This is a genomic window from Microbacterium sp. NPDC087591 (assembly GCF_044743625.1).
In the GTDB taxonomy this organism is placed as follows: Bacteria; Actinomycetota; Actinomycetes; order Actinomycetales; family Microbacteriaceae; genus Microbacterium.
Genome location: NZ_JBIUWU010000001.1, coordinates 1,391,308 through 1,416,284, shown reverse-complemented (window position 1 = coordinate 1,416,284; position 24,977 = coordinate 1,391,308). Strand labels below are relative to the sequence as shown.

The 24,977-nt window shown below is 69.1% G+C and carries 24 protein-coding genes; 8 read left to right on the top strand and 16 right to left on the bottom strand.

Features of this window, described 5'->3' with window-relative positions; genetic code table 11:
* Positions 1 to 7 precede the first annotated feature (7 nt).
* Entirely contained in the window at positions 8 to 865 is an 858-nt protein-coding gene (locus ACIOVG_RS06600; protein ID WP_400870517.1) for a fumarylacetoacetate hydrolase family protein, read from the top strand.
* Positions 866 to 965: 100 nt separating this feature from the next.
* Here the strand turns inward: ACIOVG_RS06600 and ACIOVG_RS06595 are convergent, their stop codons facing one another.
* The 3 genes from ACIOVG_RS06595 to ACIOVG_RS06585 form a co-directional block, all read right to left on the bottom strand.
* Positions 966 to 1,814, bottom strand: coding sequence for an SMP-30/gluconolactonase/LRE family protein (locus ACIOVG_RS06595; protein WP_400870515.1), 849 nt, complete (start codon positions 1,812 to 1,814; stop codon positions 966 to 968).
* Positions 1,811 to 2,518, bottom strand: a complete 708-nt coding sequence (locus ACIOVG_RS06590) for a spermidine synthase (RefSeq protein WP_400870512.1) — start codon at positions 2,516 to 2,518, stop codon at positions 1,811 to 1,813. The genes ACIOVG_RS06595 and ACIOVG_RS06590 overlap by 4 nt, the downstream gene beginning before the upstream one ends.
* Before the next feature lie 72 nt (positions 2,519 to 2,590).
* On the bottom strand, positions 2,591 to 3,442 hold the full coding sequence (locus tag ACIOVG_RS06585) for a hypothetical protein (protein ID WP_400870509.1): 852 nt from the start codon (positions 3,440 to 3,442) through the stop codon (positions 2,591 to 2,593).
* A 260-nt stretch (positions 3,443 to 3,702) separates the two neighbouring features.
* Here ACIOVG_RS06585 and ACIOVG_RS06580 point away from each other — a divergent pair, with 260 nt between their 5' ends.
* Complete coding sequence (locus ACIOVG_RS06580; RefSeq protein ID WP_400870506.1) at positions 3,703 to 5,490, top strand: sigma-70 family RNA polymerase sigma factor; 1,788 nt, start codon at positions 3,703 to 3,705, stop codon at positions 5,488 to 5,490.
* Positions 5,491 to 5,578: 88 nt separating this feature from the next.
* On the opposite strand, the gene ACIOVG_RS06575 is transcribed toward ACIOVG_RS06580, so the two are convergent.
* Positions 5,579 to 6,283: a LuxR C-terminal-related transcriptional regulator gene (locus ACIOVG_RS06575; RefSeq protein ID WP_400870503.1), complete on the bottom strand. Its 705-nt coding sequence runs from the start codon at positions 6,281 to 6,283 to the stop codon at positions 5,579 to 5,581.
* A gap of 286 nt (positions 6,284 to 6,569) precedes the next feature.
* Between ACIOVG_RS06575 and ACIOVG_RS06570 the strand changes: the two genes are divergently transcribed.
* A complete protein-coding gene (locus ACIOVG_RS06570; protein WP_400870500.1) occupies positions 6,570 to 7,163 on the top strand; it encodes a hypothetical protein in 594 nt (197 codons plus the stop codon).
* 302 nt (positions 7,164 to 7,465) lie between these two features.
* Here ACIOVG_RS06570 and ACIOVG_RS06565 read toward each other — a convergent pair whose 3' ends face one another.
* The 4 genes from ACIOVG_RS06565 to ACIOVG_RS06550 all read right to left on the bottom strand — a co-directional run bounded on the left by ACIOVG_RS06565 (position 7,466) and on the right by ACIOVG_RS06550 (position 10,777).
* Positions 7,466 to 7,792 (bottom strand): nuclear transport factor 2 family protein, encoded by a 327-nt coding sequence (locus ACIOVG_RS06565; RefSeq protein WP_400870498.1) that lies wholly within the window; start codon positions 7,790 to 7,792, stop codon positions 7,466 to 7,468.
* 99 nt (positions 7,793 to 7,891) lie between these two features.
* Positions 7,892 to 9,415, bottom strand: coding sequence for a VaFE repeat-containing surface-anchored protein (locus ACIOVG_RS06560; RefSeq protein WP_400870496.1), 1,524 nt, complete (start codon positions 9,413 to 9,415; stop codon positions 7,892 to 7,894).
* A gap of 220 nt (positions 9,416 to 9,635) precedes the next feature.
* Positions 9,636 to 10,112, bottom strand: a complete 477-nt coding sequence (locus tag ACIOVG_RS06555; protein ID WP_400870493.1) for a hypothetical protein — start codon at positions 10,110 to 10,112, stop codon at positions 9,636 to 9,638.
* A 227-nt stretch (positions 10,113 to 10,339) separates the two neighbouring features.
* Positions 10,340 to 10,777 (bottom strand): VOC family protein, encoded by a 438-nt coding sequence (locus tag ACIOVG_RS06550; protein ID WP_400870490.1) that lies wholly within the window; start codon positions 10,775 to 10,777, stop codon positions 10,340 to 10,342.
* A gap of 320 nt (positions 10,778 to 11,097) precedes the next feature.
* Here ACIOVG_RS06550 and ACIOVG_RS06545 point away from each other — a divergent pair, with 320 nt between their 5' ends.
* Positions 11,098 to 11,841 carry a phosphotransferase gene (locus ACIOVG_RS06545; protein WP_400870487.1) on the top strand — a complete coding sequence of 248 codons (744 nt, stop codon included), beginning with the start codon at positions 11,098 to 11,100 and terminating at the stop codon, positions 11,839 to 11,841.
* Between the two features lie 25 nt (positions 11,842 to 11,866).
* On the opposite strand, the gene ACIOVG_RS06540 is transcribed toward ACIOVG_RS06545, so the two are convergent.
* The 4 genes from ACIOVG_RS06540 to ACIOVG_RS06525 form a co-directional block, all read right to left on the bottom strand.
* Positions 11,867 to 12,217 carry a TraR/DksA family transcriptional regulator gene (locus ACIOVG_RS06540; protein ID WP_400870484.1) on the bottom strand — a complete coding sequence of 117 codons (351 nt, stop codon included), beginning with the start codon at positions 12,215 to 12,217 and terminating at the stop codon, positions 11,867 to 11,869.
* A 149-nt stretch (positions 12,218 to 12,366) separates the two neighbouring features.
* Positions 12,367 to 12,522 carry a hypothetical protein gene (locus tag ACIOVG_RS06535; protein WP_400870481.1) on the bottom strand — a complete coding sequence of 52 codons (156 nt, stop codon included), beginning with the start codon at positions 12,520 to 12,522 and terminating at the stop codon, positions 12,367 to 12,369.
* Positions 12,519 to 14,849 (bottom strand): phosphoribosylformylglycinamidine synthase subunit PurL, encoded by a 2,331-nt coding sequence (gene purL, locus ACIOVG_RS06530; protein WP_400870479.1) that lies wholly within the window; start codon positions 14,847 to 14,849, stop codon positions 12,519 to 12,521. Before purL ends, ACIOVG_RS06535 begins: the two co-directional genes overlap by 4 nt.
* A 39-nt stretch (positions 14,850 to 14,888) precedes the next feature.
* Positions 14,889 to 15,875 carry a helix-turn-helix transcriptional regulator gene (locus ACIOVG_RS06525; RefSeq protein ID WP_400870476.1) on the bottom strand — a complete coding sequence of 329 codons (987 nt, stop codon included), beginning with the start codon at positions 15,873 to 15,875 and terminating at the stop codon, positions 14,889 to 14,891.
* Between the two features lie 107 nt (positions 15,876 to 15,982).
* Between ACIOVG_RS06525 and ACIOVG_RS06520 the strand changes: the two genes are divergently transcribed.
* The gene (locus tag ACIOVG_RS06520; RefSeq protein ID WP_400870473.1) at positions 15,983 to 16,441 is read left to right on the top strand and encodes a VOC family protein; all 459 of its coding nucleotides are present in this window, start codon (positions 15,983 to 15,985) and stop codon (positions 16,439 to 16,441) included.
* 215 nt (positions 16,442 to 16,656) lie between these two features.
* On the opposite strand, the gene ACIOVG_RS06515 is transcribed toward ACIOVG_RS06520, so the two are convergent.
* On the bottom strand, positions 16,657 to 17,532 hold the full coding sequence (locus tag ACIOVG_RS06515; protein ID WP_400870470.1) for a serine/threonine-protein kinase: 876 nt from the start codon (positions 17,530 to 17,532) through the stop codon (positions 16,657 to 16,659).
* A gap of 434 nt (positions 17,533 to 17,966) precedes the next feature.
* Between ACIOVG_RS06515 and ACIOVG_RS06510 the strand changes: the two genes are divergently transcribed.
* Complete coding sequence (locus ACIOVG_RS06510) at positions 17,967 to 19,145, top strand: MalY/PatB family protein (RefSeq protein WP_400870467.1); 1,179 nt, start codon at positions 17,967 to 17,969, stop codon at positions 19,143 to 19,145.
* A 341-nt stretch (positions 19,146 to 19,486) separates the two neighbouring features.
* On the opposite strand, the gene ACIOVG_RS06505 is transcribed toward ACIOVG_RS06510, so the two are convergent.
* Both ACIOVG_RS06505 and ACIOVG_RS06500 read right to left on the bottom strand, forming a co-directional pair.
* Positions 19,487 to 21,859 carry a M1 family aminopeptidase gene (locus ACIOVG_RS06505; RefSeq protein WP_400870465.1) on the bottom strand — a complete coding sequence of 791 codons (2,373 nt, stop codon included), beginning with the start codon at positions 21,857 to 21,859 and terminating at the stop codon, positions 19,487 to 19,489.
* 512 nt (positions 21,860 to 22,371) lie between these two features.
* Positions 22,372 to 22,713 (bottom strand): hypothetical protein, encoded by a 342-nt coding sequence (locus tag ACIOVG_RS06500; protein ID WP_400870463.1) that lies wholly within the window; start codon positions 22,711 to 22,713, stop codon positions 22,372 to 22,374.
* Between the two features lie 193 nt (positions 22,714 to 22,906).
* Between ACIOVG_RS06500 and ACIOVG_RS06495 the strand changes: the two genes are divergently transcribed.
* A complete protein-coding gene (locus ACIOVG_RS06495; protein ID WP_400870461.1) occupies positions 22,907 to 23,239 on the top strand; it encodes a hypothetical protein in 333 nt (110 codons plus the stop codon).
* Between the two features lie 80 nt (positions 23,240 to 23,319).
* Here the strand turns inward: ACIOVG_RS06495 and ACIOVG_RS06490 are convergent, their stop codons facing one another.
* A complete protein-coding gene (locus tag ACIOVG_RS06490) occupies positions 23,320 to 24,321 on the bottom strand; it encodes an SDR family NAD(P)-dependent oxidoreductase (protein ID WP_400870458.1) in 1,002 nt (333 codons plus the stop codon).
* Between the two features lie 73 nt (positions 24,322 to 24,394).
* Between ACIOVG_RS06490 and ACIOVG_RS06485 the strand changes: the two genes are divergently transcribed.
* On the top strand, positions 24,395 to 24,964 hold the full coding sequence (locus ACIOVG_RS06485) for a TetR/AcrR family transcriptional regulator (protein WP_400870455.1): 570 nt from the start codon (positions 24,395 to 24,397) through the stop codon (positions 24,962 to 24,964).
* Positions 24,965 to 24,977: the final 13 nt, after the last annotated feature.

Genomic DNA, 24,977 nt, shown 5'->3' with positions numbered 1-24,977 from the left:
ACTCCTTATGCAACTCATGCGACTCGGCGCTGCGGGCGACGAGCATCCGTTCGTCCGCGATGAGGCGGGCATCGTCTACGACCTCGCGCCGCTGACCCGCGACATCGACGGGGCGTTCCTGGCGGCAGACGGCATCGCCCGGGTGCGCGACGCGCTGTCGCGAGGGACGCTGCTGCCCGCCGAGGTCGACGGACTGCGCGTCGGGCCACCGATCGCGCGTCCGACCGCCGTCGTCTGCATCGGTCAGAACTACGCCGCCCACGCCGCTGAATCGGGGTCGGCGCCGCCGGAGCATCCCGTGATCTTCTTCAAGCACCCCAACACGGTCGTCGGACCGGATGACGTGGTGCTGCTGCCGCCCGGCGCCGAGAAGGTGGACTGGGAGGTCGAACTCGCGATCGTGATCGGGAAGACCGCCCGGTATCTGTCGTCGCCGGATGCGGCTGATGAGGTGATCGCCGGATACACGATCTCGAACGACGTGTCGGAGCGTGCGTATCAGCTCGACGTCTCGGGCGGACAGTGGTCGAAGGGCAAATGCTCCGAGACGTTCAACCCGCTCGGTCCCGTGCTGGTGCCGGCGGACCAGGTCGACCCGCAGGCGCTCCGGCTGCGCTCGTTCGTGAACGGCGAGCCGCGGCAGGACTCCTCGACCGCCGACATGATCTTCCCGGTGCGGCAGATCGTCTACGAGCTCAGCCAGTACCTGGTGCTGGAGCCGGGCGACGTGATCAACACCGGAACGCCGCAGGGCGTCGCGCTGTCCGGACGCTTCCCCTATCTGCAGGACGGCGACGAGATGACGATCGAGATCGAGGGGCTCGGGCGTCAGCACCAGCGCACCGAGCGGGTGCGGCTGGGCTGATCCGTACTGGGACGGGCGGCGGCCTGTGCCCGTGTCACGGCTCCTTCGCTGGGTGTGCCGTGGCTCGGGCAGAGGCCGTCGCCGTCTCCGTTGGTGCGCGTCAGCCGGCGAACGGCGTGACCGGGATGCCGCGCACTCCCGGTCGCACCGAGAACAGCGAGCCGGCCGGGGTGCCGTGGCCTGCCGGCATCCCCTGTGCGGATGTCGTGATGTAGAGCGTGCCCAGGTCGTCGTCGCCGAATGTGCACGCGCTCACCTGCGGCACGGGCAGCTCGACGGTCGCGACGTGCACGCCGCCGGAGTCATAGCCGTGCACGGCGCTGCCGCCCCACAGCGCGACCCACACGCTCCCGTCGGCGGCGACGGTGAGGCCGTCCGGCAGGCCCTGCTCCTCGGGGATCCTCACGAACACCCGCCGGCCCCGCAGCTCGCCCTCGGCCACGTCGAACACATCGATGCGGTGCGAGAGGGTGTCGACGTAGTAGGCGCGCCGTCCATCGGGCGAGAAGCCGACACCGTTCGAGATGGTCGTGCGCGGCAGCACGGTCGTCACGGCGAGGTCGGCGTCGATGCGCAGCATGATGCCGGCATCCGCTGCCGCGTCATACGCCATGGAGCCGGCGAGCAGACGGCCGCGCGGATCGCAGCATCCGTCGTTCATGCGCACCCCCGGGTCGTCCAGCAGGCTCGCTGCCGCACGGAACTCGTCGCCATCCGCATCGGCCAGGTAGAGCGTCCGGGCGCCGACGGCCACCAGGCCGCCGTTCGCGCGGGGACGGGCGAACGCCAGGTACTCGTCGTCGACGTGCTGTCTGGTCACTCCGTCGGCGCGCAGCGTCAGCAGATCCCCGGCATCTCCGTCGACCCAGCGCAGGCCGCCCCAGCCGGTCGACCACACGGGGGCCTCGGCGTGGTGCGCGACCGGGCCGGTGACGTTCTCGGGAGTCATGCGCGACTCCGTGCGACGTAGACGGTGTTCGACGACATCCCGCCTGTGACCGCGTTCTCGAAGTCGACGACGTGGGCGGTGGCGTCATCGAACACGGCGTTCATCTCGACCATGAACTCCGGGTCGGGCGGATCGTCCGACCACAGCGCGAAGACCCCGCCCGTGGCGAGATGACGGTCGAGGGCGCGCAACCCCGCGGCGTCGTACAGGTCGGCGTGCGTGGGGTCGAGCTGATGGCGCGGAGAGTGGTCCACGTCGAGCAGGATGGCCGAGTACCCCGGGTGCCCCTCTGCGGGTGCGGAGCGCACCAGGGCGAAGAAGTCGTCCTCGACCAGGCTCGTGCGCGGGTCGTCGACGAGCTCCGCCGAGACGGGCAGCAGTTTGCGCTCGTGCCAGCCGATCACCGCGCCGAGCCGGTCGACGACCGTGAGCGATGCCACCCGGTCATCGCGCAGGGCGGCGACCGCGGTGTAGCCGAGCCCGAGTCCGCCGACCAGCACGGACAGACCTTCGCCCGAGACGGCGGCGAGTCCGAGGTTCGACAGTTCTTCCTCGGCCACCGTGAACAGGCTCGACATCAGGTACTCGTCGCCGAGCTTCACCTCGTAGATCTCCTGCCCCACGGCCGGCTCCGTGCGTCGGCGCAGGGTGAGGTCGCCGATCGGTGTCGTCTGCCAGTCCAGTTCTTCGAACCGAGTGATCACTGCGGCATGCCTCCATCGTTCGCCCTCTCGGGCGGGCGCGAGAAGATCCCGCGTCTGTCATCGGCCTGGGACTCAGGCCCGTTCGTCGCGGAAGCCCTGCTCGGTGCGGAGCGGCTGTTGGTCGCGGAGAGGGAGCGGCACCCGCTCGGGTTCGGTCGTTGCGGGGTCGGCGGATGCCGGGGGCGCTGTCGCGGCCGGAGCCGTGATCTCGCGCGCGACCTGCTTCTCGAGCACCGTGACGGCGTCGTCGCTCAGCAGGATCAGGCCGTCGAGCTCTTCGCGCACGCGCTTGTAGGCGACGTTGCGCTCGGCCTGGGTGGCGGACTCGTCGATCGCGACCTTCAGCAGCTGCTGCGCACGTTCGAGGCGTTTGCGCTCCGGCTCGGTGAAGGTCGAGTCGCGCAGGCGGCGGGCATCCTTCTCGGCGATCTCGAACGCCACGGCGTAGTCGCCGACCGCCTGCAGGTACTCGCCGACCTGCTGCTCGCTGACCTTGGCATCCGCGGATGCCGGTCGCAGCGCATCCGCCTTCTTCTTCGCGCGCAGGAAGGCGGCGGTCAGCGGCTGGCGACCGTCGCTCATCGCGGGAAACGCGATCAGCTTGGCCACGTCGAGCTCGTAGTCGAGCCAGTGCGCGGTGATCTCGTCGTGCTCGGCGAAGAGACGAACGAGCAGATCGTTCGAGGGGACGGAGGCGGTGGTGTCGACGAACGACGCGACGCGGCGCTTGCCCTGCTGGGTCAGCGCGCGGGCCTCGATCTCGGCGGCCTTGAGCTGCGCCTTCACTCGCAGAGTCTCCAGGCGGCGCTCATGCCGGCGGCGCGAGTTGCGCTCCCACGCCTTCGCTGCGCCGCCGGCCACGCCCATGATGGGGAAGATGATCCACCAGGGCACAGTGCCGAGCCACGTCCAGAACGGTTCCATGATGTGCTCAGCCTACTGCGGAGGTCGGCGGTTCTGAGGGGGCTGCGCCTGCTCTCGCGGGTACAGCTGCGGAGCTCGCATCCGCCACGCCGCCCCTGCGACCGATCCGTCGGCGTGCCGCGCGGCATCTCCGAAGCTGTGCTCGCCCGCCGACCCCTAACGGGGGTCATCGGGCCCCGAAAACGGGACACCGCGTCTTCTCGCGCCACCGTGCCCTATATTTGCGATATATCAGAGGGTGGTTGTTCCGGGGAGGGAACGTGAGCGATCCGCGCAGCGATGCGGAGCTGTTGAGTGCGCTGCGCGCCGGCGATCGTGGCAGCTACGAGGCACTGTGGCGCCGCCATGCCGAGGCGGCGCGGCGCTACGCCTATCGACTGTTCCCCGCTCGTGCCGACGACCTCGTCTCGGAGTCGTTCCTGGCGATCTATCAGCAGGTCACCACGACCGACAAGGGCCCGCAGTTCGCCTTCCGCTCCTACTTGAAGACCGTGATCCGCAACACGGCGATCTCGTGGCGCAAGGACGCGGAGCGGGTGCTGACCAGCGACGACATCGACCAGGTCGAGCTGTATGACGGGCTGAGCGCCCTGGAGCAGCAGGCCAATTCGGCGGATGTGCTCGCCGCCTTCCAGGCCCTGCCCGAACGGTGGCAGCGTGTGCTGTGGTTGGCCGAAGTCGATGAAGTCGACCGGCCGGAGATCGCCGACGAGCTGGGAATCAAGCCGAATGCCGTGTCGGCGCTGCAGCGTCGCGCGCGAACGGGACTGAAGTTCCAGTGGTTGACCCGACAGATTCCCGTCGCGCTGCGCGATGACACGACGCATATCGCGCGCCTGATCCCGCAGTACCTGACCGAACCGAACAACGACACCGTGAGCCTCGAGGTCACCACGCACATCGAGTCGTGTGTCGAGTGCAGCGACCTGTTGCACTCCACGCGCGGCGGGGCAGCACGCCTGCAGGGCCGGACGCTGGCCGTGCTGCTGGGCGCTGCCGGGGCCGGAACGCCCGCTGTCGCCTCGCTGTCGTCGGGCACGGTCGCCGCCGCCGCGTTCGCCGGATTCTCCGGATGGCTCCTCGCCGGCACCCTGGGGGCCGCCACTGTCGGGGGGATCCTCGTCGCCGCGCTGATCGCCGGGCCGGGACCCGCGCCCTCTCAGGCGGACGCCCTTCCGGTGAGCACGGACGCCCTCAGCGCTCCGGCGCCTGAACCCGATCCCGAGCGCACTCCCGGCCCCGAGCTGGTCGTCTCGATTCCGTCCCTCCCTCCGGTGTCGCCTCCGGAGGAACCGGTCCTCGGGCGATGGGTGCTGGATCCGAGCATCCCCTCGGCCGGCCTTTCCGATGATCCCGATCAGGAGTTCCCCACGGCGCCGACACGGCCGCAGCCGGCTGATCCCGGTACGCCGGGACCGGGCACGGATCCGGAGTCTCCGATGTCGCCAGGGGTCACCAGTCCCACGACCTCGTCCGGGTACCTCTCGCCTGTCATCGCGGGTCGTACAGCGCCGGGTCAGAGCGTGGTCGTCGCGATCGACTCCACGCGATACGCCCCCACGGTCGCGGAAGACGGTAGTTGGAGCTTCGACACCCGCGACCTGCAGCCGAACGAAGGTACCTACGCCTACGAGGTATGGGCGTACGACGAGACGTCGCAGTCGACCGTCACCTCCGGCACCTTCACGGTGCTCCCGATCCAGGTGCAGGGGTTGGAGCAGCTCACCGGGTTCGAGGACATGCTGGTCGACGAGGCACAGACCACCGGCGTGGTCATCGCGGTCACGGGGCCGCCGAACGGCCGGGTGTACATCGCGTCGATGGAGGGTCATTCCGCGACCATCGCCCTGGACCAGAACGGCTACACGCGCAAACGCCTCCTGATGGATGCGGCCGGCTGGTACTACTTCAGCATGCGGGCGCTCGACAGCGACGGATACTGGGGACCGGCATATGAGAAGGCCGTGGACGTGTACGACCCCGACATCATCTTCGATCCGTGGGGCGGCGGGCCCGACACGATGACCTTCGAGCTCGTCGACCCCTGACGCCGCGCGTCACGATTCCGACGTTCCGCACTCCTTCTCAACGAGGGATCGTGGGGTCCTCCCCGGCTCCACGGTCCCTCCACCATCGTCACCGCGAGCCCACGACGGGGCGATCCCGCGGAGCGGGCTCTGCATACCCGTCCGCCCAGGCGATCTGCGCGAGATCCAGCTTCGACCGCGCCGGGCGACCGGCCGACGTGAACTTGTTACGGACGCGATTCAGGTACTTCCTGGCGGTGTCGTGGCGGATACCCATCGTGTCGGCCACCTGGGCGATGGTGAGGCCGGTCGCGTAGAGCGACAGCACCCGCGCCTCCTGCGTGCTCAGGCGGGTTCCCGAAGACGAGGCATGGAGCAGGTCGTGCGCGCGGGCGGTCACGATCACTCCACCGCTCAGGACGATCGCAGCCGCGGCGACGAAGTCGTCTTCGGAGTCGGTTGCCGAGACGAACCCCTCCACGCCGTCGGCGGCGAGCCGGCGACCGACCGTGCGCGAGGTCGATGTGGTGAGCGCCAGAACCCGGATGCCGGCCTCTCGCAGCGCCGCGAGCGCGGACAGCTCGCGTGCCGACCAGGGGTGCGCCGTGAGGCCGAGGACGAGGAGATGCGGCCACTGCGTCTTGTCCGTGCGGCGCAGCCACGCCAGGAAGTCCAGGAAGGTGTCGCGGACCCCCACGACGTCGAGGCCGGCCACGCCCGTCAGCAGCTGGTCGATGCGGGAGCGCTGCATCACGAGCTCATCGACGATGAACGCGCGCCTCCTTCGGCGGGCGTCCACCGGCTCGCTCAGCACGACACAGCCCCGGCGGACGGGGGTACGGGGGTGGGGTCGGCCGTCGCCGTGCGGTGAGCAATGTCCATCACACAGAGAAGGTGTGCGTCTGCGACGAATAGTGACGCGCCCGCTCGCGCGGAGTTCAGCCGCGGACCGGGTCGTGCGGAGTTCCGTGGGAGCAGACGCACGGGCGCCGCCCCGGAATCCTCCGGAAAATGACCTCCGTTCGGGGACTAGTCCACTCTCTGCGAGATCGCTACTTTGAGCTGTCAGTCTCTGCGCCAGCCCCACAGGAACGGTACTCATGCGCAACGAAACGAAGAGCTCGGACTCCTCCGGGATCGCCCGGAGAGAGATCCTCAGGGCGGGGGCCTGGTCGGTCCCGGTGGTCGCCGCCGCGATCGCGACGCCGCTCGCTGCCGCCTCGACGGGAGCGCTGCCCCTCAGCCGCCTCATGAACATGGTCAACTCGGACTCTCCGGTGCCCCTGTCGACGACCGAGTGGCGCGATCTGATCTACACGGTCGCGAACTGGGAGGCGCCGGTCACCGTCGGCACGGTGTTCCTGCGGCTCACCGGTGTGACGGATCTCGAGTTCGACTACGACCAGACGGCGACGAGCTTCGACGCCGTCTGGAACAGCGGCCCGTACACGCAGACGGTCGACAACACCGCCTGGACACTCTCCATCAACGGAGACATCGCGATGTTCACCTCGATGCTCACGCTGGAACCCGGCTTCAGCGGCGAGCTCCCTCACTCCTCGAGGATCGGCGTGCGCGTGCGGCAACGAGCCGGCGCCGCTCCGGGGCTGAGAATCCTTCCCTCTCAGGTGTGGGACAGCGTCACTGCGCCCGACCCCGCGACGCTCGTGCCCCTCCCCGTTCTCTTCAGCTGAGAACGGGCCCCAGAGACCCGGGCGACGGGTCACGGCATTCCCCAGCCGCCCATCGTCGCCCGGGTCGTTCTGCTGCCGTGCGCTCGTCACGACGCCTCGTGACCCCTAGCAGGGGTCAAAATCGCCGTGGGTTGGCGCTGCCTGATCGGGCTTCGCCACTATTGCGACGGGGAGCAACGTGCTGATGCAGCGCCGACTCGACGAGATGGATGCGCTGATCGCCCATACCCGCACCGAGGCATCCGGGCTGTTCTTCGTTCCCGGCGACGACTGACTCGTCGTCGCCGGGCGAGGCAGGGGGCTCAGCCCTCGCGGATGGTCATCCGCGTGATCTTGTCTCCGGCCACGTCGAAGGTGAAGGCGCTCACGCCGTTCGCGTGGGTGCTACGCCAGTCGCCGACGACCGTGGTCCGCTGGCCCTGCCGGGTGATGCTGATGATGCGGAGCGTGCCGGCGGAGCCGATGAACTCGCGGTCGCTCCAGCGGACGATGGCTTCGGTGCCCACGAACTCGCGTCCCCAGTCGTCGACGACGCCGTCCGGTGCGAACGCCGCGATGAACGCGTCCGCATCGTGCGCGTTCACGGAGGTGATGAAGTCGGACAGCAGTGGTGGCAGCGATTCGGTCATGGTTTCCTTCGTTCTCGAGGGACGCGGCGCCCCGGGGTGGCGCCAGGCCGACAGTCGGGCCTCGCCGCTCCACGGAGAAGCGAGGCCCGGCGTGGTTCATCAGTCGGCGTCGACGGTCTTCCGTCGTGCACGTCCAGCGAACAGGATCATCGCACCCAGGGCGAGCAGCGCGCCGGCCGCGCCGACGGCGATGCCGGGAACGTCCCCGCCGGTCGTGGCCAGCTGTCCGGCCGGGACCGTCGGCGTCGCGACCGGCGTCGGGGTCGTCGGGGTCGGGGTCGTCGGCGTCACGGGGGCGTTCTCGATGGTGACGGTCTGGGCGGCGTCGTCGATGTCCTCGTGGACGGCGACGGGCTCAGAGGTGGTGTCGGTTCCTTCGTGGAGACGTTCGAAGGCGACGAGCGTGGCGCCGGCGTATCCGGTCGGGATCGTGAACGACACGTCGATCGAGCCGTTCGCAGTCTCGGGGGTGAAGGTGGTCGTCCCGGTGATGCCGGTGGCGGTGCCGTCGGCCTTGTTCTGGAGTTCGCCGGTGAGCGTGTACTCGGTGCCGGGAACCAGGTTCTGGTAGGCGACGGTGTCGATGACGGTGCCGCCGTTCCAGGGCAGGATGCGGTCGCCATCAGCGGAGTCGACCAGCGACGTCCCGATCGAAGGTGCTTCGACGGCCGTCGTTGTCCACTCGACGGTGGCCGCGGCGGTCGTGGTCGCCGTGCTCGGCGCGACCAGGATGATCGTCTGGGCGTGGTTCTCCGCCGTGGGGGTCGGAGCTGCGGTGGTCGGCACCGATATGATCTTCCCGGTGCCGCCCGATCCCGTCGCTGTCACGGACACGGTGGCAGAGCCGGCCGCGGTCGAGCCGCGCAGATCGAGGTACAGCGCCTGGCCGTCGACGACGGCATTCGCGTCGATCGCGTCACCATCGGCATCCACCAACGACACGGTGGGGTCCACGCTCACGCTGACGGTGGGCCGGTTGGTGTCGACCAGGAAGGGGCCGACCAGGGAATCGGCGGTCTGTGGCGCGCTCGGGGCGTCGATGGTCGCGGTGACCTCGAAGTCGGCCGGCGTCATCCCCGTGCTCGCGTTCGCGCCGTTCACCAGGTACCAGTACGCGGCTTCCGAGTCCGGGGTCTCCCACGCCCACGCCGCGTCGAAGTCGAGGTCGGTATAGCGCCAGAGCGCGTACTGGGTGGCCTCGATCGCGTCATTGCGCGAGATGGTCGGAACGCCGGCCGCGGCACCGAACTCCTCGAGAGTCAGCGCGGGGTAGCTGTGGGCGAGCACCCAGAGCACCTTGCCCTGAACTGCGGGATCGGTGAAGTAGTTGGCGCCGAGGTAGTCCTCGGCGCTGCCGACATAGCCCTCGAGCTGCGTCCGCGCGGAGACGTCGTGCTCGATGCAGTACGCCCAGAAGTCCGCGTCGCCGACGGCGGGCGTCTCCGACCAGATCGGGAACACCCCCGTGCCGCCGTAGCCCTGCTTGCTGCCGATGTAGACAGCATCCCCGTCGTCCACTGCGGCCGATGCTGCGGCGGCAGGCGCGATCAGCGCGCCGAGTGCGAGCGCGCCCGCACCGATCCAGCTGCCCAATCGGTTCCGATATCTCTTCTGCTGATTCACACTGCACTCCCTGTGTCGGTGCCTCTGAGTCCAGCCCGGACGGGTCGGCTCAGACGCATTCTCGGTTGGCGGATATCGGAGAACAGGGGGAGTGTTCCGCGATCCTCTCTGAAGGAGTGCGGGGTCGACGAAAAGTGACGCCACGAGTTCTCGGAGTCGGATGGATCGCTCTCTCCGGCGACGTCGGTGCCGGAGAGAGCGCGGTGCTCATCCCTGCGTGTCAGCGCAGCTTGACGTCGATCGTCTCCGTGAAGGGGTCGATGTCGATGTTGGTCGTGATCGAGTACCCCGATCCCGACGGACCCGTCGGGCGGAACTGGATGCGGATGTTCGTGACGTCGCTCCCTGTGATGATGGCCGTGATCGAGCCGTCGGGGTTGGTGGTGGTCACGATTCCGGTGGCGTTGACGAGCTGCAGCGTCACACCGGGGTCCGGAACGATCAGGACGCTCGTGCCGGAGGGGAGGAGTGCGAGGTTGCCGTCGGCGTCGCTTCCCTCCACGGTGAAGTTGGTCACGTTGCCGCTCACGACGCTCACTGTCGCCCCGGTGGCCCAGAAGGTCGCGGCGGCGGGCGTCGGGGTGGAGGCTGCGGCGAGGGGCGTGGCGACCGCCGCGGCGATGACAGGCACGGACCACGCGGCGCCCTTCACGACGGTGCGGCGCGAGAAGCCATCGGCTCTGGGGTTCTCCTGCATGTTCTTCTTTCCGATCTGACTTCGAGGGCCGCGCGCGGCGGCCGATACGACGTTGCATGGGCAAGGAGTGGCCCCGGCGCACAAAGTGACGCCAGGGCGCGCACGACTTCGGAGGTCGTGCGCGAGCACGGTTTCGGAGATCGGAGGCGCCGCGCCGTCGGATGCTGTCGCCCGCCGGCGTGTCGTGCCGGATCTCCGAAGGTGTGCACGGCCCGCCGGGCGCGGGATCAGCCCTTGGTCAGGTCCTGCGCGAGCATCACCAGGATGCCGCTGGGGCCGCGCAGGTACGTGAGCTTGTACACGTCCTGGTAGTTCGCGACGCCGCGGAGCGGGTGGCATCCGTGTCTCGCGGCGATCGCCAGGGACTCGTCGATGTCATCCACCGAGAAGGCGACGCGGTGCATCCCGATCTCGTTCGGCAGCGTCGGCTCGGTCTCGATCGCGTCGGGGTGGATGTACTCGAACAGTTCGATCTGCCCGTGCCCGTCCGGCGTTTGCAGCACCGCGATCTTGGCGTGATTGCCGTCGAGTCCGACCGCGGTCGAGGCCCACTCCCCGCTGACCTCGTCGCGCCCGAGCACTGTGAGCCCGAGGTCCGTGAAGAAGGCGATGGTCGCTTCCAGGTCGCGCACCGCGATGCCGACGTTCTCGAGTCTGATGGGCATGGGACGGATGCTACTCGCCCGCACTCGCGAGCACCTCCTGTGCACAGCTTCGGATCCGCGCGCCGACACCCCGACGGATGCCGCCCGCCCCCGGCGTGTCCGGCCCGATCTCCGAAGCTGTGCACGCCACTCGTGAGCACGTCGTGTGCACAGCTTCGGACCCGCTCCCCGACACCCCGGCGCATGCCGCCCGCCCCCGGCGTGTCCGGCCCGACCTCCGAAATCGTGCACGCCACACACGTGTACCGCGTTCGGATGCGACATCGCAGAACGACGGCCCCGCACCATTCCGGGTGTGCGACGCAACCTACACTCGAGGCATGGATGGACCACTTCTCGGCGGCAACATGAACGACGTCGAGCGACAGGGCGACACGGTTCTCCGCAACGCGGGCCCCTGGACACCGACGGTGCATCGCTATCTCGACTATCTCGCTATGGCCGGAGTCGACGCCACCCCGCGCGCGCTCGGCGTGGAAGACGGACGCGAACGGCTGACCTTCGTGGAAGGAGAAGTGCCGCTCTACCCTCTGCCGACGTGGGTCTTCAAGGATTCCGTGCTCGAAGAAGGCGCGCGACTCCTTCGGGAGCTTCACGACGCGAGCATCGGCTTCCCTCTCGACGGCGCGACGTGGCAGGCGCCGGCGAAGGTGCCGATGGAGGTCGTCTGCCACAACGACTTCTCCCCTCACAACCTCGTGTTCCGCGACGGGAAGATCGTCGGAGTCATCGACGTCGACATGTGCTCTCCCGGGCCGCGGCTCTGGGACATCGCCTACTTCGCGACCCGAGCAGTGCCGCTGACGGCGGTGACACCGGAGAATGCTCCGGGAATGAGTGAGGCGCAGAGCCGTGTCGAGCGCATCCTGCGTGCGTATGGCTCTGAGGCGACCTGGATCGACGTGCTGCGAGTGGCGATCATCCGGCTCGATGACCTGGCGCAGATGTCGATCGAGAAGGCCGAAGAGCTCGACAAGCCGCACCTCCTCGCGGAGGCGCACGAGTACGAACGCGATGCCGGTTTCCTGCGCGAGCTCATGCGGCGGGAGCGGGCGCGCAGGTAGCCGGTCGAGTGCGACTCCTGCTGTGTCAGCGTCCGAGCTTCTCCGCGCACGCCACGCAGTACTCGGCGAACGGCCGCACAGCCAGCCGTGCTGCCGGGATCGGCCGCCCGCAGTTCGCGCAGATGCCGTAAGTGCCGGCATCCATCCGGGCGAGCGCGTCGTCGACCTGCTGGAGCTCGGATGCTGCGGCCTCGGCGAGCCCGGTCAGGCGCGACCACTCCGACGAGAGGGTGACGCCTTCGGGGTCGTGCTCGTCGTCGTCGTTCGAGCCCGCGCGGTCATGCGTCAGCTCGGCCAGCATCGCGGAGGTGGAGGCCACACGCGCCGCGGCCTGCGCACGGAGGTCCGTGAGGAGGGCGCGAAGGTCGGTGGTCATCCGCCCACTCCAGGCACGACCTGCGACGTCGGCGTCGAGTTCCCGGGCACACCGCTCCGGGAGGAGTTCTCGGCCTCGGGCGGAGCATCCGCGCGAAACCGTCCGCCCGAAGGTGGAATCTCCTCCGAAACCAGCCCGGACCGAAGAGCTCAGCCGAGCAGCAGGGTGATCACCGTCGCCCCGCCGCCGCCGAGGATCAGCGCGACGATGACGGTCCAGGCGACGATGCGGATGCGACGGTTGCGGCGCTCGCCGAGGTCGCCGTAGTCCTCGTCGTTCGGGTTCTGACGGCTGACGTCGCTCATGCGCTCACCGGCTCGGTGACGGTCGGACCGAAGTACGACGGAAGCGTGGCGGCCGACCGCTCGCGAAGTTCAGCGGCCGAGACCGTGAAGACGCCCTGCACCTCGAGCTGCGGTTCGCTGTCGGTCACGCCGATGCGTGCCACGGGGTAGCCGCGGCCTTCGCAGAGTCCGCGGAACTTCACGTCATCCTCGCGGGGAACCGTCACGATGACGCGACCGGTCGACTCGGAGAACAGAGCGGATGCCACATCGACCCCGTCGCGCTCGATGATCTCGTTCAGCCACACGCGGGCGCCGACGCCGAAGCGCGTGACACCCTCGGCGAGGGCCTGGCCGAGGCCGCCCTCCGACACGTCGTGCGCCGAGGAGATGAGCCACTCGTCGCGGGCTGCCGCGAGCAGGCCGGCGAGGCGCTTCTCTCCGGCGAGGTCGACCTTCGGGGGCAGTCCGCCGAGGTGGTCGTGCACGACGTCTGCCCAGGCCGAACCCGACAGCTCGGTCGAAGTGGTGCCGAGCAGGTAGATGTTCTGACCGATGTCCTGCCATCCGGAGGGGATGCGGCGCGAGACGTCGTCGATGATGCCGAGCACGCCCACCAGCGGGGTCGGGTGGATCGGCACATCGCCGGTCTGGTTGTAGAACGAGACGTTGCCGCCGGTGACCGGGGTGCCCAGCTCGTAGCATCCGTCGGCGAGGCCGTCGACCGTCTGCCCGAACTGCCACATGACCTCGGGGTTCTCGGGGGAACCGAAGTTCAGGCAGTCGGTGATCGCGGTCGGGGTCGCTCCGGTGACGGCGACGTTGCGGTATGCCTCGGCCAGCGCGAGCTGCGCACCCGCGTAGGGGTCGAGCTGGCAGTAGCGGCCGTTCGCGTCGGTCGAGATCGCGAAGCCCAGCCCGGACTCCTCGTCGACGCGGATCATGCCGGCGTCGTCGGGGAAGCTCAGTGCCGTGTTGCCGAGCACGAAATAGTCGTACTGGTTCGTGATCCAGCTGGTGTCGGCCAGGTTCGGCGAGCCGACCAGGTTCAGGAACTGCTCGCGCAGCGTCTCGGGGTCGTTGGAGCGCGGGAGGTTCTCGGCGGCATCCGCCTGCAGCGCGTCGATCCACGTCGGGTACGCGACCGGACGGTCGTAGACCGGGCCGTCGACCGCGACGGTCGAGGGGTCGACGTCGACGATGCGCTCGCCCTGCCAGTCGATGACGAGGCGTCCGTCTCCGGTGACCTCACCGAGCACCGAGGTCTCCACGTCCCACTTCTTGACGACCGCGAGGAACGCGTCGAGCTTCTCGGGGGCGACGATCGCCATCATGCGCTCCTGCGACTCCGACATGAGGATCTCCTCGGCCGTGAGCGTGGGGTCGCGCAGCAGCACGTTGTCGAGCGAGACCTTCATTCCGCTGTTGCCGTTGGCGGCGAGCTCGCTCGTGGCGCAGGAGATGCCGGCGGCACCGAGGTCCTGGATCGCCTCGACCAGCTCGTCGCGGTAGAGCTCGAGGCAGCACTCGATGAGCACCTTCTCGGCGAACGGGTCGCCGACCTGCACGGCCGGACGCTTGGTGGGCCCGCCGTCGGCGAACGTGTCGGAGGCCAGGATGCTGGCGCCGCCGATGCCGTCGCCACCGGTGCGAGCGCCGAAGAGCACGACCTTGTTGCCCACGCCGGTCGCGTTGGCGAGCTTGAGGTCCTCGTGGCGGAGCACGCCGACCGCGAGCGCGTTCACGAGCGGGTTCGCCTGGTAGACCGCGTCGAACACAGTCTCGCCGCCGATGTTCGGAAGTCCCAGGCAGTTGCCGTAGAAGCTGATGCCGCTGGTCACGCCGTGCACGACGCGGGCAGTGTCGGGGTGGTCGATCGCTCCGAAGCGCAGCGCGTCCATGACCGCGACCGGGCGGGCGCCCATCGAGATGATGTCGCGCACGATGCCGCCGACGCCGGTCGCCGCACCCTGGAAGGGCTCGATGAACGAGGGGTGGTTGTGCGACTCGGCCTTGAAGGTGACGGCCCAGCCCTCGCCGACGTCGATGACGCCCGCGTTCTGGCCCATGCCCACCATGAGGCGTTCCTTCATCTCGTCGCTGACCTTCTGGCCGAAGCGACGCAGGTAGTTCTTGCTGCTCTTGTATGAGCAGTGCTCGCTCCACATGACGGAGTACATCGCCAGCTCGCCCGAGGTGGGGCGGCGGCCGAGGATCTCCTTGATGCGCTCGTACTCGTCGGGCTTGAGTCCGAGGGCCGCGTACGGCTGCTCCTTCTCGGGCGTCGCGATCGCGTTCTCGACAGAGTCGGGGACGTGCTTGTGGGAAGGTGCAGGGGCGGTGGTCACGCGCACTCCAAAGGAAGGGGCCGGCGGGGCAGCTCCAGTCTACCGGCGTGTGTCCACCCGCAGTTCCGCGTCGCGTGCGGCCTCGAACCGTTCCGCCAGCGCCCCGGCAGCTTCGTGCAGCGCGGCCGGTCCCACGATCGTGAAGGGCGCGTCGAAGCGCGCGACCGTGGCGAGTACGCCGGTCCATGACCACGAGCCCATCGTGATCCGACACGATCCGTCGTCGATCGCCTCAAGGGTGCCGTCGCCGATCCACGGGGCGACCTCGCGAGGGGGCAGGGCGATCTCGACCACGCCCGTGCACGGCCAGCGGTCCTCGGTCGTCGAACCCTTCGCGCGGGCGGCCAGGTAGGTCTGCGCATCCGCCGCCGGCAGCGGTCGGGGCGTGAACGACGGGCCGGTCGGGATGCGCGGATGCACGCGGTCGAGCCGGAAGGTGCGCCAATCACCGGCATCCAGGTCCCAGGCGAGCAGGTACCAGCGGCTCTCGCGTGCCACCACGGCATGCGGCTCGGTGCGCCGGGCGGGCCGATCGCCCGATGCCGGGCGCGACACCGAGTCGTAGTCGAACCGCAGCACGACCCGGTCGCGTACGGCCGCGCTCGCCGCTTCCAGCACGGCCGGATCGACCCTGGTCGTGTTCTCGACGTCGGTGAAGCGGATGCCGTCGACGCGGTGCCGCAGCCGCGAGGGCATCACCTGCCGCACGGTCGCGAGCGCGCGCGACGCGGCCTCGTCGATGTCGATGCCGCTCGACGGCACGCTCTGCAGCGCGACCGCGATCGCGACGGCCTGGTCGTCGTCGAACAGCAGGGGCGGCAGCTCCGACCCCGCCGCGAGACGGTACCCGCCGTCCGGTCCCTTGACCGCACCGATCCGGTATCCCAGTTCCCGCAGTCGATCCACGTCGCGGCGCACGGTGCGCGGACTCACCTCCAGCCGCTCGGCCAGCACATGCCCCGGCCAGTCCCGCGGCGTCTGCAGCAGCGAGAGCAGCGCGAGCATGCGCGAGGAGCTTCCGGTCATGTCCTCCATTGTGCGCCGAGAAGAGGACCGAAACTGACCTCTTCTGTTGCGATCGTTGATCTCACGGCGACTCCGACCGACGGAACGCCGGCAGAAAGGAACATCTCATGACTCTCACGACCACCACGCACTTGAACTTCCGCGGCGTCGCCCGGCAGGCGCTCGACTTCTACCAGTCCGTGTTCGGCGGAGAGGTCACAGCCGCGACCTACGGCGACTTCGGTATGCCCGCGGGGGTTCCCGGCGCCGACAAGATCGTGTTCGGACAGCTGCAGACCGCCGACGGCATCCGCCTGATGGCCTACGACATCCCGGGGCAGGACGATCCGGATACCACGGCCACCGCCGGATCGACCCACCGCGAGAACGGCACCACGATCACGGATCGCACGTTCTTCCAGTCCCTGCGCGGTGACTCGCTCGAACAGATCACCGGCTACTGGGACGCGCTCTCCGAGGGTGCCGTGATCGTCGAGCCGCTCGCGGCGTCGGCCTGGTCGGCGGGCTTCGGGATGCTCACCGACCGCTTCGGCGTGACCTGGGTGCTCGACGTGCAGGCCGGCTGAGCCCGTGCGCGGGGCATCCGCGGCCGGCGCTTCCGTCGGCCGATGTTCCCGGCGGCCAGATGCACGTTCTTCGGCCAATTTCGCTCAGTCTGGCCGATAAACGTGCATCTGGCCGCGCGAAGCGCACGCAGACTCCGCACCGCATGGCCGATAAACGTACATCTGGCCGCGCGGAGCGCACGCAGACTCCGCACCGCGCGCGCCGGCGCCGCGGCTCACGCAGTGGCGGGGGCCACGACGGTGGTCGCGCGCCGCACGCGCATGAGCGACTCCGCCGAGAGGGCGACCTGCGCGGCCGTCGGGCGCTCGGCCGGGTCCAGACGCGTCATCCGCTCGAGCAGGTGGCGCCAGTCGTCGCGGATGCGATCCGGGATCACGGGAGGATTCATGACGCGGGCGGTCGCGGCGCCGCGGCCGGATCCGTTCGCGGGGTACGCCAGGCTCCCGGTCAGCGCCTCGAGCGCGACCAGGCCGAGGCTGAACACGTCACCGGGAGTTCCGGGCTCGGCGTCACGCAGCAGCTCTGGCGCCATGTAGGCGAAGGTGCCGAGCACGACGCCGGGTGCCGTCATGCGGGGGCTGCCGACTTCGCAGGCGATGCCGAAGTCCGCGAGCTTCGCCGTCCACGGACCGCCGAGCGCGTCGCGGGCGAGCATGATGTTCGACGGCTTCACGTCTCGGTGGATGATCCCCGCCGCATGCACGACGGCCAGCCCCTCGGCGAGGTCTCTGGTGAAACGGGCGACCTGGCGAGGGCGCATCGGACCGCTGGTGAGCCGTCGGGCGAGCGTGGGGCCGTCGACGAACTCCATCACCAGGTAGCGAGGGCGTCCGGGGATCAGCTGCGCGTCGTACAGCGTCACCAGCGAGCGGTGGTCGACGGCGGCCAGCAGCGCCTTCTCGGTGTGGGCGCGGTCGGCGGATGCGGCGGCGCGGTCATCCTCGTGGATCATCTTGATCGCGACCGGGCGCTCCATGCGGGTGTCCATCGCGCGATAGACAGTCGACATCCCGCCGCGTCCGACGCGCTCCTGGAGCAGGTAGCGGTCGTCGAGCAGAGCGGTCGCCGGTGAGACGACGTCGAGCGTCATCGCGGCACCCTCGCGGCGGCATTCTCGTGAAGCATGCTCCGAAACTAGGTCGCCCGCACGAACCCGTCTGCTCCCTTGACTCCGATACGCAGTCGTGAGAGGCGCGGCGTCTCGGGGCATTGAGTGGTCGCGAATGGTCGTCTCCCACGCAGGGATGCGATGACCTGCGACCTGCGCCGCGCGGGGCCGGTCGCGAAGGGTCGCAATCCCCGCGCGGATGCGGCCATTCGCGACCACTCCCGCAACCACTCCACCTCGCGCCACCACCACCCCACACGTGAAGAAACGCCCCTCGCGTTATCCGACGACACGAGACGTGCGTCGTGCGGAGGGCATCCGTAGATTGGTCGAGTCCCGCTGTGAAGGAGCCTTCCCATGTCCGAGATCCAGACCACGACCCGTCGGTCCTGTCCGGGCGCTGCCTGAGTCCTGTCATGGTCGAGTCGCTCCCGTCCCATCCGTTCGACGCCCGTTCGCGGGTGCAGCTCGATCGGCCGCACAGCCGCAAATGGAGCCTGCATCCGGGCACGATCGGCGCCTGGGTCGCGGAGATGGACTTCGGGGTCGCGCCCCCGATCGCCGAGGCCCTCGGCCGCGCGGTCGCCGACGAGAACCTCGGGTATCTGTCGCCTCCGGTCGCGGCGGAGCTCAGCGAGGCCACGGCCGACTGGATGCGTGATGAGTACGGATGGGTGGTCGACCCCGAGCGCGTGCACCACGTCGCGGATGTGATGGCGGCGCTCGGCGTGGCCGTGCGGGAGTACTCACCCGCCGGCTCGGCCGTGATCGTGCCCACCCCGGCATACATGCCGTTTCTGACATATCTGCCCTCGATCGGACATCCGGTGATCGAGGTGCCGGGCGTCGAGGTCGACGGGCGCTGGCAGCACGACCTGGAACGCATCGACGAGGCCTTCGCTGCCGGTGCGCGCACGCTCGTGCTCTGCAACCCGCACAACCCCACCGGCACCATCGCCGGGCGTGCTGAGCTCGAGGCGATCGCCGAGATCGTGGAGCGGCACGGCGGGCGGGTGTTCGCCGATGAGATCCATGCGCCGCTGCGTTTCGACCAGGCGCCTTTCATCCCCTATGCGTCCACCTCGGATGCCGCGGCCGGCCACACCGTCACCGGCACCAGCGCCTCGAAGGCGTGGAACATCGCGGGACTCAAGACCGCCCAGCTGATCACCTCGAACGACGCCGACCAGGAGCTGTACCGAAAGTTCGGCTTCGCGGTGCACCACGGTGCGTCGACGCTCGGAGTCGTGGCCTCGACCGCCGCGTACCGGCACGGCAGGCCCTGGATCGACGAGGTGATCGGGTACCTCGACGGTTCGCGACGGCAGCTGGCATCGCTCGTGGAGCAGCAGCTGCCCGGCGCCGTGTACCGCATTCCCGAAGCGACATACATCGGCTGGATCGACGTCGCAGCGCTCGACATCGACGGCCCTCCCGCGCAGTTCTTCCGCGAGCGGGCTGATGTCGTGCTCACCGAGGGTCGCCTGCTCGGGCGCGGATACGAGGACTACGTGCGGGTGGTCTTCGCGACCCCGCGACCGATCCTGGAAGAAGCCTTCGTCGCCATGGGTGATGCCGTGCGGAGGCGGGCGTAGGCTCGTCCGGAGCATCCGCTGGAGCGATCCCCTCCCGCGCCAGTCTTCGTGTGCGGCCCAGCCTTCGCGCCGACCCCACAGCTGCAGTGGTCGCGAATGGTCGCCTCACGTGCGCCGATCAGGCGAAACGCGTCCTCTCGCTCGTGGCAGGCGTCGCAAACGGCCGCAACAACGCGCAGGATGCGGCCGAGTGGGACCACTCCGCTTCTCGCGCCACACCGCCGGCACCACACGCCCCCACGCATGAGAGAAGCGCACGCCCGGGGGGATGACGTGCGCTTCCCATCCCCAGAGGGGGATGACGACGGATGCCGTGTTCGGGTCACGGCATCCGTCGGGTCTCAGGCGTCGATGCCGCGGCGTCGACGCATCGCGACGATCGCCCCGCCGAGCGACAGGAGCACCATGCCGATGAGGATGCCGCCGATCGGCAGGTCACCACCCGTCGAACTGAGCTCGTCGTCGCCCGGACTCGTCACGCCGCCCGTGTCGGGATCGCCGCCGGTGTCGGGATCGCCACCGTCGCCCGGCACGGCCGCCGCGGTGACCACGGCTGTGGCCGCGCTCGTTGCGGAGCCCGTGCGGAACCCCTCCAGCGACCCGGTCACCGTGACCGAGATGCGCGCACCGAGCGCGCTCGCGGGGATCGTGAACGTCGTGGCGGGGTCCGCCGCGCGAGCCGTGCTCACGACGGGCTCGCCGTCGATCGCCCACTCGTAGCTGAGCTGCGTGCCCTCGGGCCATCCGTCGGAGCTCGCGGTCAGGGTCTGTCCGACGATAGCCTTGCCCGCGATGGTCGGGGCCGTGGTGGGTGCGAGCACCTGCATGACGTCGGCCTCGGCGACGCAGCCGTCGCACGTGCCGCCGAGCGTGGCGACGCGTCCGGTGACCGAGAACGCACCACCGGGAGCGGTGTCGATCACGGTCGCGCTGAAGGTGAGCTCGGCCGTGGCCGCCGGAGCCGTGTCGACCGGGACGTTCCAGGTGAGCGTCGTGCCGTCGAGCGTGGCTCCGGCCGGGACGGCGTCGAGCGTAGCGCGGGTCAGCAGCTCGCTCAGGTCGACCGTGATGACCGAAGACGCCAGGGGCACGAGGCCCGTGTTGGTGGCTGCGACCGTGTAGGTCACGGTGTCGCCGACCGCGAGCGGGTCAGCGCCGGCATCCGTCAGCGAGAGCGAGAGCTTGTCGGGCCAGGCGGGCTTGCCGGGCTCGAGGATCCAGTCGTTCCACAGCGCGGTGATGTCGCGACCGGAGATCTCCTCGGCGAGGGCCTTGAGGTCGGCGGCGGTGCGGCTCTGGCCGGCGAAGCGGGTCTGCCACTCCTTGATCAGCGAGAAGAACGCGTCGTCGCCGATGGAGATCTTCAGCGCCGCCCAGAACTGCGCGCTGCGCGTGTAGGTCTGGTAACCGTAGAGGTCTTCCGAGGCGGTCTGCGCGCCGGGAGGAGTGTTCCAGTTCGCGCTGCTCGATGCCGTGCGGTTCCACGACGAGTAGTAGCTCTGCTCGGTGCTCGTGCCGCTGCCGAAGCCGGCTGCGCTGTTGTAGTGCGTTGGACCCCACGTGGCCATGCCCTCGCCGATCCAGATGTCGGTCCAGGTGGTGGGTGCGACGTTGTCGCCGTACCACTGGTGCACGAGCTCGTGGATGAGCGTGTTGCCGTTCACCGAGCTCGCGCTGGGGAAGAACGAGCGGTCCTGCGTCTCGAGCGCGTAGTTCACGCCGCCCGGCACGCTGTCGACGATCACGCCCGTGCTGTTGCCCGGGTAGGGGCCGTACATCGACTCCAGGTTCTGCGTGATGGTCTCGAGCTGGGCGACCCGGTTGCGGATCGTGGTCTTGTTGCCGTCGCTGAGACCCGAGTCCATGAACGACCAGGACGGGATGTTGCGACCATCCGTCAGCGTGATCGAACCCTCGATCACCTCGAAGCGCCCGATCGCGATGACCGCGAGCTCGGAGGCCATCTGCTTTTCCTGACGCCACACCCAGGTCGTACGGTCGCCGGAGACGGTCTTGGACTTCAGCTCGCCGTTGCTGGCGACGGCCGCGTCACCCGTGACGCCCGAGGCGTTCGCGAGCACCGAGGGTGCGTCGACCGAGATCGTGTAGGTCGCCTTGTCGCTCGGGGTGTTGTTGTGGGGGAAGCCGGTCATCATGCCGATCGGCTGTCCGAGCAGGATGGCTCCGTCGTTCGTGCCGTTCCATCCCTCGTAGCTGCCGTCGGTGTCGACGTGGCGCTCGGGGGTGCCGCTGTAGGTGACCGCGACCGTGAACTCGCCGTCGACCGGAGTGGCCGGGGTGACGATGAGCTTGTACTTCACGGCATCCGCGTCGATGTCGCGCTCCCACGTGGCGGGTGCGCCGTTGACGGTGACGGCCGAGATGGTCATGCCCTCGAAGTCGAGCGAGAAGCTGCGCAGCGGCGAGAGCGCCTTGGCGGTCATGGTGGTCGTGGCCGTGGTGATGTCGCCGGTGATGAGGCCGTCGGCGACGCCGGTCGGGCTCCAGGCGAGGGACACGTCGTAGTTCAGAGCGTCGTAGCCGCCGTTGCCGACGTTCGGGAACATCGCGTCGCCGGAAGTGCGGGGGCCGTCGATCGGGTCGTCGGCCGCGGCTGCGGGAACGGAGGTGACGAGGAGGGAACCGGCGAGCAGCGCGGTGACCGGGAGGGTCGCGAGCATTCGCCGACGGGCAGGGGAGGTCAGTCGGAGCATGGGTGCTTTCGGGTTGGCATGGCGAGGGCGACCGATCACGTCGTCGTGGTGCGGGGTGGGCTTGTGGCCCTGAGGGATACGTATGAAACGTATGGAACGTATGTTTCGGCAATATATCGTGTTGCTCACGGTTCGGTTGCGGCGAGACTTTCTGCCCGCGGACCGGGGGAATTGTTCGACTCTGTCCAGGATGGGGGGCGGGTCCGGCCTCGTGAGGAGGCGAGAGACGCCGCGTGCGGGGTCGTGTGCGGCGGGCGCATTTCTCTCCTCAGCGCAGTGAGGTCGCGCCTGCTCTTGCAGCCGACGATTCGCGCCCTCTCCTCAGCGCAGTGGTCGCAAATTGTCGCCTCGACTGTCGCGAGGAGGCGATTCGCGACCAGTCCGTGCGGCGAGTGGTCGCAGGTTGTCGCCTCGACCCTCGGGAGGAGGCGATTCGCGACCAGTGGGTGCCCCAGGCTGCGCAGGGGCGGGTTGTGGCGGAGGAGGCGCGGGAGTTCTGGGGGTGACGGGTGTTATCGACCTGCGAGCTCGTCTCCCTCTGGAAGGGCGCTGGTGGTCGGGTAGCGCCCCGACAGGAACATCAATGCGCGGCGCCAGTACGGCTCCGCGACAAAGGCCGGCTCCTGCCGCCGGACTGCGGCGGATGCGAGCACGTTGGTGATCAAGGAGCTCATCCCGAAGATGGAAGCCGCCCACGGGGAGGTAGGGAGCACCGCGAAGGCTCCGATGAAGCCCGCCGCGACGATCAGGAGTGGAGCGAGTGTCAGCATCCAGCGATGCGGCCCGGTGGCCCGCGATCCGAACATCAAGCCCGCGCTCACCCCGACAAGCGCCGCAACGGTCTCGATCAGCATGCGTCGTCGTCCTCTTGTCGTTGAGGTGGGCGGGAGGTGACCCAACCTCTTGTGAGCAACTAAAGCACGCATACGAGGGCGCAGTCCTGGGGGATCTGAGCGGACTCCAGTGGTGCGCATTCGCAGCCAGCGTCGTCGGTATCCCCAGCCCTGAACCTATCCCGCGGCGTGATGGGAGCGATACTGTGCAGGCATGGATGCGACTCAGGATGCTGCGCAGGAGCGCGCCGCGGATGCTCGATTCGACGAGGTCATCGTCGAGGAGGCGGAACTGCGGGAGAAGCAACGGATGCTGGCGCGAAGGTTCTCGTGGAGCGTCGCCTGGATCGTGCCGATGGTCGCGCTCATCGTCGGCATCTGGCTGACGGGCGCCGGGACGATCGAACAGCTCAACGACCTGGGCGATGACACATTCGAGGCCACGTATCTCGTGGTCTGGCCCGCGGGGCTCGTACTTCTCGGCGTCGGGGTGCTCGGCGTGGTCGCGGCGGCCATCGCCACAGCAGTGGTCACGACCGACCGCTGAGCGTCCGCCCGTAGACGCGAAACGCCCCCCCCGTTCGGGTCGGCGGGGGCGTCGGCTTCGCGGGTGCGACAGGGTGCGGCTTACTGCACCGACCATCCGCCGTCCGAGGCGAGGATGGCGCCGTTGATGTTCACGGCATCGTCCGACAGCAGGAACGTGATCGACGCAGCCAGGTGCTCCGCGGTCGCGACGGTGGGGATCGCCTGCTGGAACGGAGCCAGTCGTCCCGAGCCGTACTCCGACATGTGCGGGGGCATCGGGATGCCGGTGGCCACGCCGCCGGGGGCGACGGAGTTCACGCGGATGCCCTTCGGCCCGTACATGAACGCCGCGGACTTCGTGACGCCGATGATGCCGTGCTTGCTGGCGGTGTAGGCGTTGCCCGAGGAGTTGCCGCGCAGACCCGCTTCGCTCGAGACGTTGAGGATCGAGCCGCGGCCCGCTGCCTCCATGATCGGGAGCACGGCGCGCATGAGCTTGAACGGAGCGGTGAGGTTGATCGCAATGACGCGGTCCCAGACGGCATCCGTCGTCTCGCCGGCGGGGGAGAAGTCGTCGTTGATGCCGGCGACATTTGCGAGGCCGTCGATGCGGTCGCCCGCGGCGGCGAGCACGGCGTCGATCGCGTGCTGCTGGGTGAGGTCGCCGGGGACCGTGACGATGTCGGCATCCGGCAGCTCCGCCTTGAGGGCGTCGAGCTTCTCGGCAGCGATGTCGCTGGCGATCACGCGTCCGCCTTCGCGGGCGATGCGGGATGCCGTGGCCTTGCCGATGCCGGACGCCGCTCCGGTGACGATCACGGTCTTGCCGGAGAAACGTCCGGCGGTGGGCTTCTCGGTCCAGCCCTCGTCGCCGGTGTCTTCGGGGATCTCGCCGCCGTTGGCCGCGCGCACCAGGTCGTCGACGATGGACTGCGGCATCGCGCCCTGGCTCATCGCGACCAGCTGCTGCAGCGGGAGGCCCAGCACCGGGGTGAGCAGTTCGGGGTCGGCACCCGTCTTCTCGAAGAGGCTGCGGATTAGCGGACCGCCCGTGGGGTCGTTCAGCCAGTCGCCGATGGTGGAGTGAGCGGTGAGGGCCATTTGTTCTCCTTGTTCGAGTTTCGCAACGGTGCGTCTACTTATTTTCCAGTGTACGCCTGAGTACGCTCGGAAGGTGCCTCGTCCTCGCAGTGAAAAAGCGCGCCAGTCCGTTCTGGACGCTATGCGTGCTGCCCTGTCAGCTGGCGGCTACGAGGCCGTGACGATCGAGGGGCTCGCTGAATCCGCCGGGGTGTCGAAGCAGACGATCTACCGCTGGTGGGGGTCGAAGGCGGCGATCCTCGGGGAGGCGCTGCGCGAGGGGTCGGTGCCGGGTGCCGATGCCGCCGTGCCCTTCTCCGATGATCTGGGTGCGGACCTGCGGGCCTGGTTCTCAGCGGTGTCGTACGGGTTGGCGGATGCGGATGGCGTCGCCGTCGCGCGAGCGCTGATCGTGGTGACCGCGTCGGACCCGGAGTTGGGGCTGGAGCTGAACGAGAAGCTGGCTGCGCCGATCCGGGAGTGGGTGACGTCGCGGTTGTCGCTCGCGGTTACCGCGGGGGATGTGCGGGCGGATGTGGATGCTGCCGCGATTGCGGATCAGCTCATCGCGATGGCGAGTTATGCGGCGCTGTTGGGGAGGCCGTTGGGGGATGAGCGGGTGGAGGGAACGGTTGAGGTTTTGTTGCGGGGGATTGCGACGTAGCCGATCGCGAAGG

What these genes read in the sequence shown, in the direction of transcription:
- ACIOVG_RS06600 (WP_400870517.1), top strand. Translation starts at nt 8, where the DNA reads ATGCAACTCATGCGACTCGGCGCTGCGGGCGACGAGCATCCGTTCGTC.
- ACIOVG_RS06595 (WP_400870515.1), bottom strand. Translation starts at nt 1,814, where the DNA reads ATGACTCCCGAGAACGTCACCGGCCCGGTCGCGCACCACGCCGAGGCC.
- ACIOVG_RS06585 (WP_400870509.1), bottom strand. Translation starts at nt 3,442, where the DNA reads ATGGAACCGTTCTGGACGTGGCTCGGCACTGTGCCCTGGTGGATCATC.
- ACIOVG_RS06570 (WP_400870500.1), top strand. Translation starts at nt 6,570, where the DNA reads ATGCGCAACGAAACGAAGAGCTCGGACTCCTCCGGGATCGCCCGGAGA.
- ACIOVG_RS06565 (WP_400870498.1), bottom strand. Translation starts at nt 7,792, where the DNA reads ATGACCGAATCGCTGCCACCACTGCTGTCCGACTTCATCACCTCCGTG.
- ACIOVG_RS06555 (WP_400870493.1), bottom strand. Translation starts at nt 10,112, where the DNA reads ATGCAGGAGAACCCCAGAGCCGATGGCTTCTCGCGCCGCACCGTCGTG.
- ACIOVG_RS06550 (WP_400870490.1), bottom strand. Translation starts at nt 10,777, where the DNA reads ATGCCCATCAGACTCGAGAACGTCGGCATCGCGGTGCGCGACCTGGAA.
- ACIOVG_RS06545 (WP_400870487.1), top strand. Translation starts at nt 11,098, where the DNA reads ATGGATGGACCACTTCTCGGCGGCAACATGAACGACGTCGAGCGACAG.
- ACIOVG_RS06540 (WP_400870484.1), bottom strand. Translation starts at nt 12,217, where the DNA reads ATGACCACCGACCTTCGCGCCCTCCTCACGGACCTCCGTGCGCAGGCC.
- ACIOVG_RS06535 (WP_400870481.1), bottom strand. Translation starts at nt 12,522, where the DNA reads ATGAGCGACGTCAGCCGTCAGAACCCGAACGACGAGGACTACGGCGAC.
- ACIOVG_RS06525 (WP_400870476.1), bottom strand. Translation starts at nt 15,875, where the DNA reads ATGACCGGAAGCTCCTCGCGCATGCTCGCGCTGCTCTCGCTGCTGCAG.
- ACIOVG_RS06520 (WP_400870473.1), top strand. Translation starts at nt 15,983, where the DNA reads ATGACTCTCACGACCACCACGCACTTGAACTTCCGCGGCGTCGCCCGG.
- ACIOVG_RS06515 (WP_400870470.1), bottom strand. Translation starts at nt 17,532, where the DNA reads ATGACGCTCGACGTCGTCTCACCGGCGACCGCTCTGCTCGACGACCGC.
- ACIOVG_RS06510 (WP_400870467.1), top strand. Translation starts at nt 17,967, where the DNA reads ATGGTCGAGTCGCTCCCGTCCCATCCGTTCGACGCCCGTTCGCGGGTG.
- ACIOVG_RS06505 (WP_400870465.1), bottom strand. Translation starts at nt 21,859, where the DNA reads ATGCTCCGACTGACCTCCCCTGCCCGTCGGCGAATGCTCGCGACCCTC.
- ACIOVG_RS06500 (WP_400870463.1), bottom strand. Translation starts at nt 22,713, where the DNA reads ATGCTGATCGAGACCGTTGCGGCGCTTGTCGGGGTGAGCGCGGGCTTG.
- ACIOVG_RS06495 (WP_400870461.1), top strand. Translation starts at nt 22,907, where the DNA reads ATGGATGCGACTCAGGATGCTGCGCAGGAGCGCGCCGCGGATGCTCGA.
- ACIOVG_RS06490 (WP_400870458.1), bottom strand. Translation starts at nt 24,321, where the DNA reads ATGGCCCTCACCGCTCACTCCACCATCGGCGACTGGCTGAACGACCCC.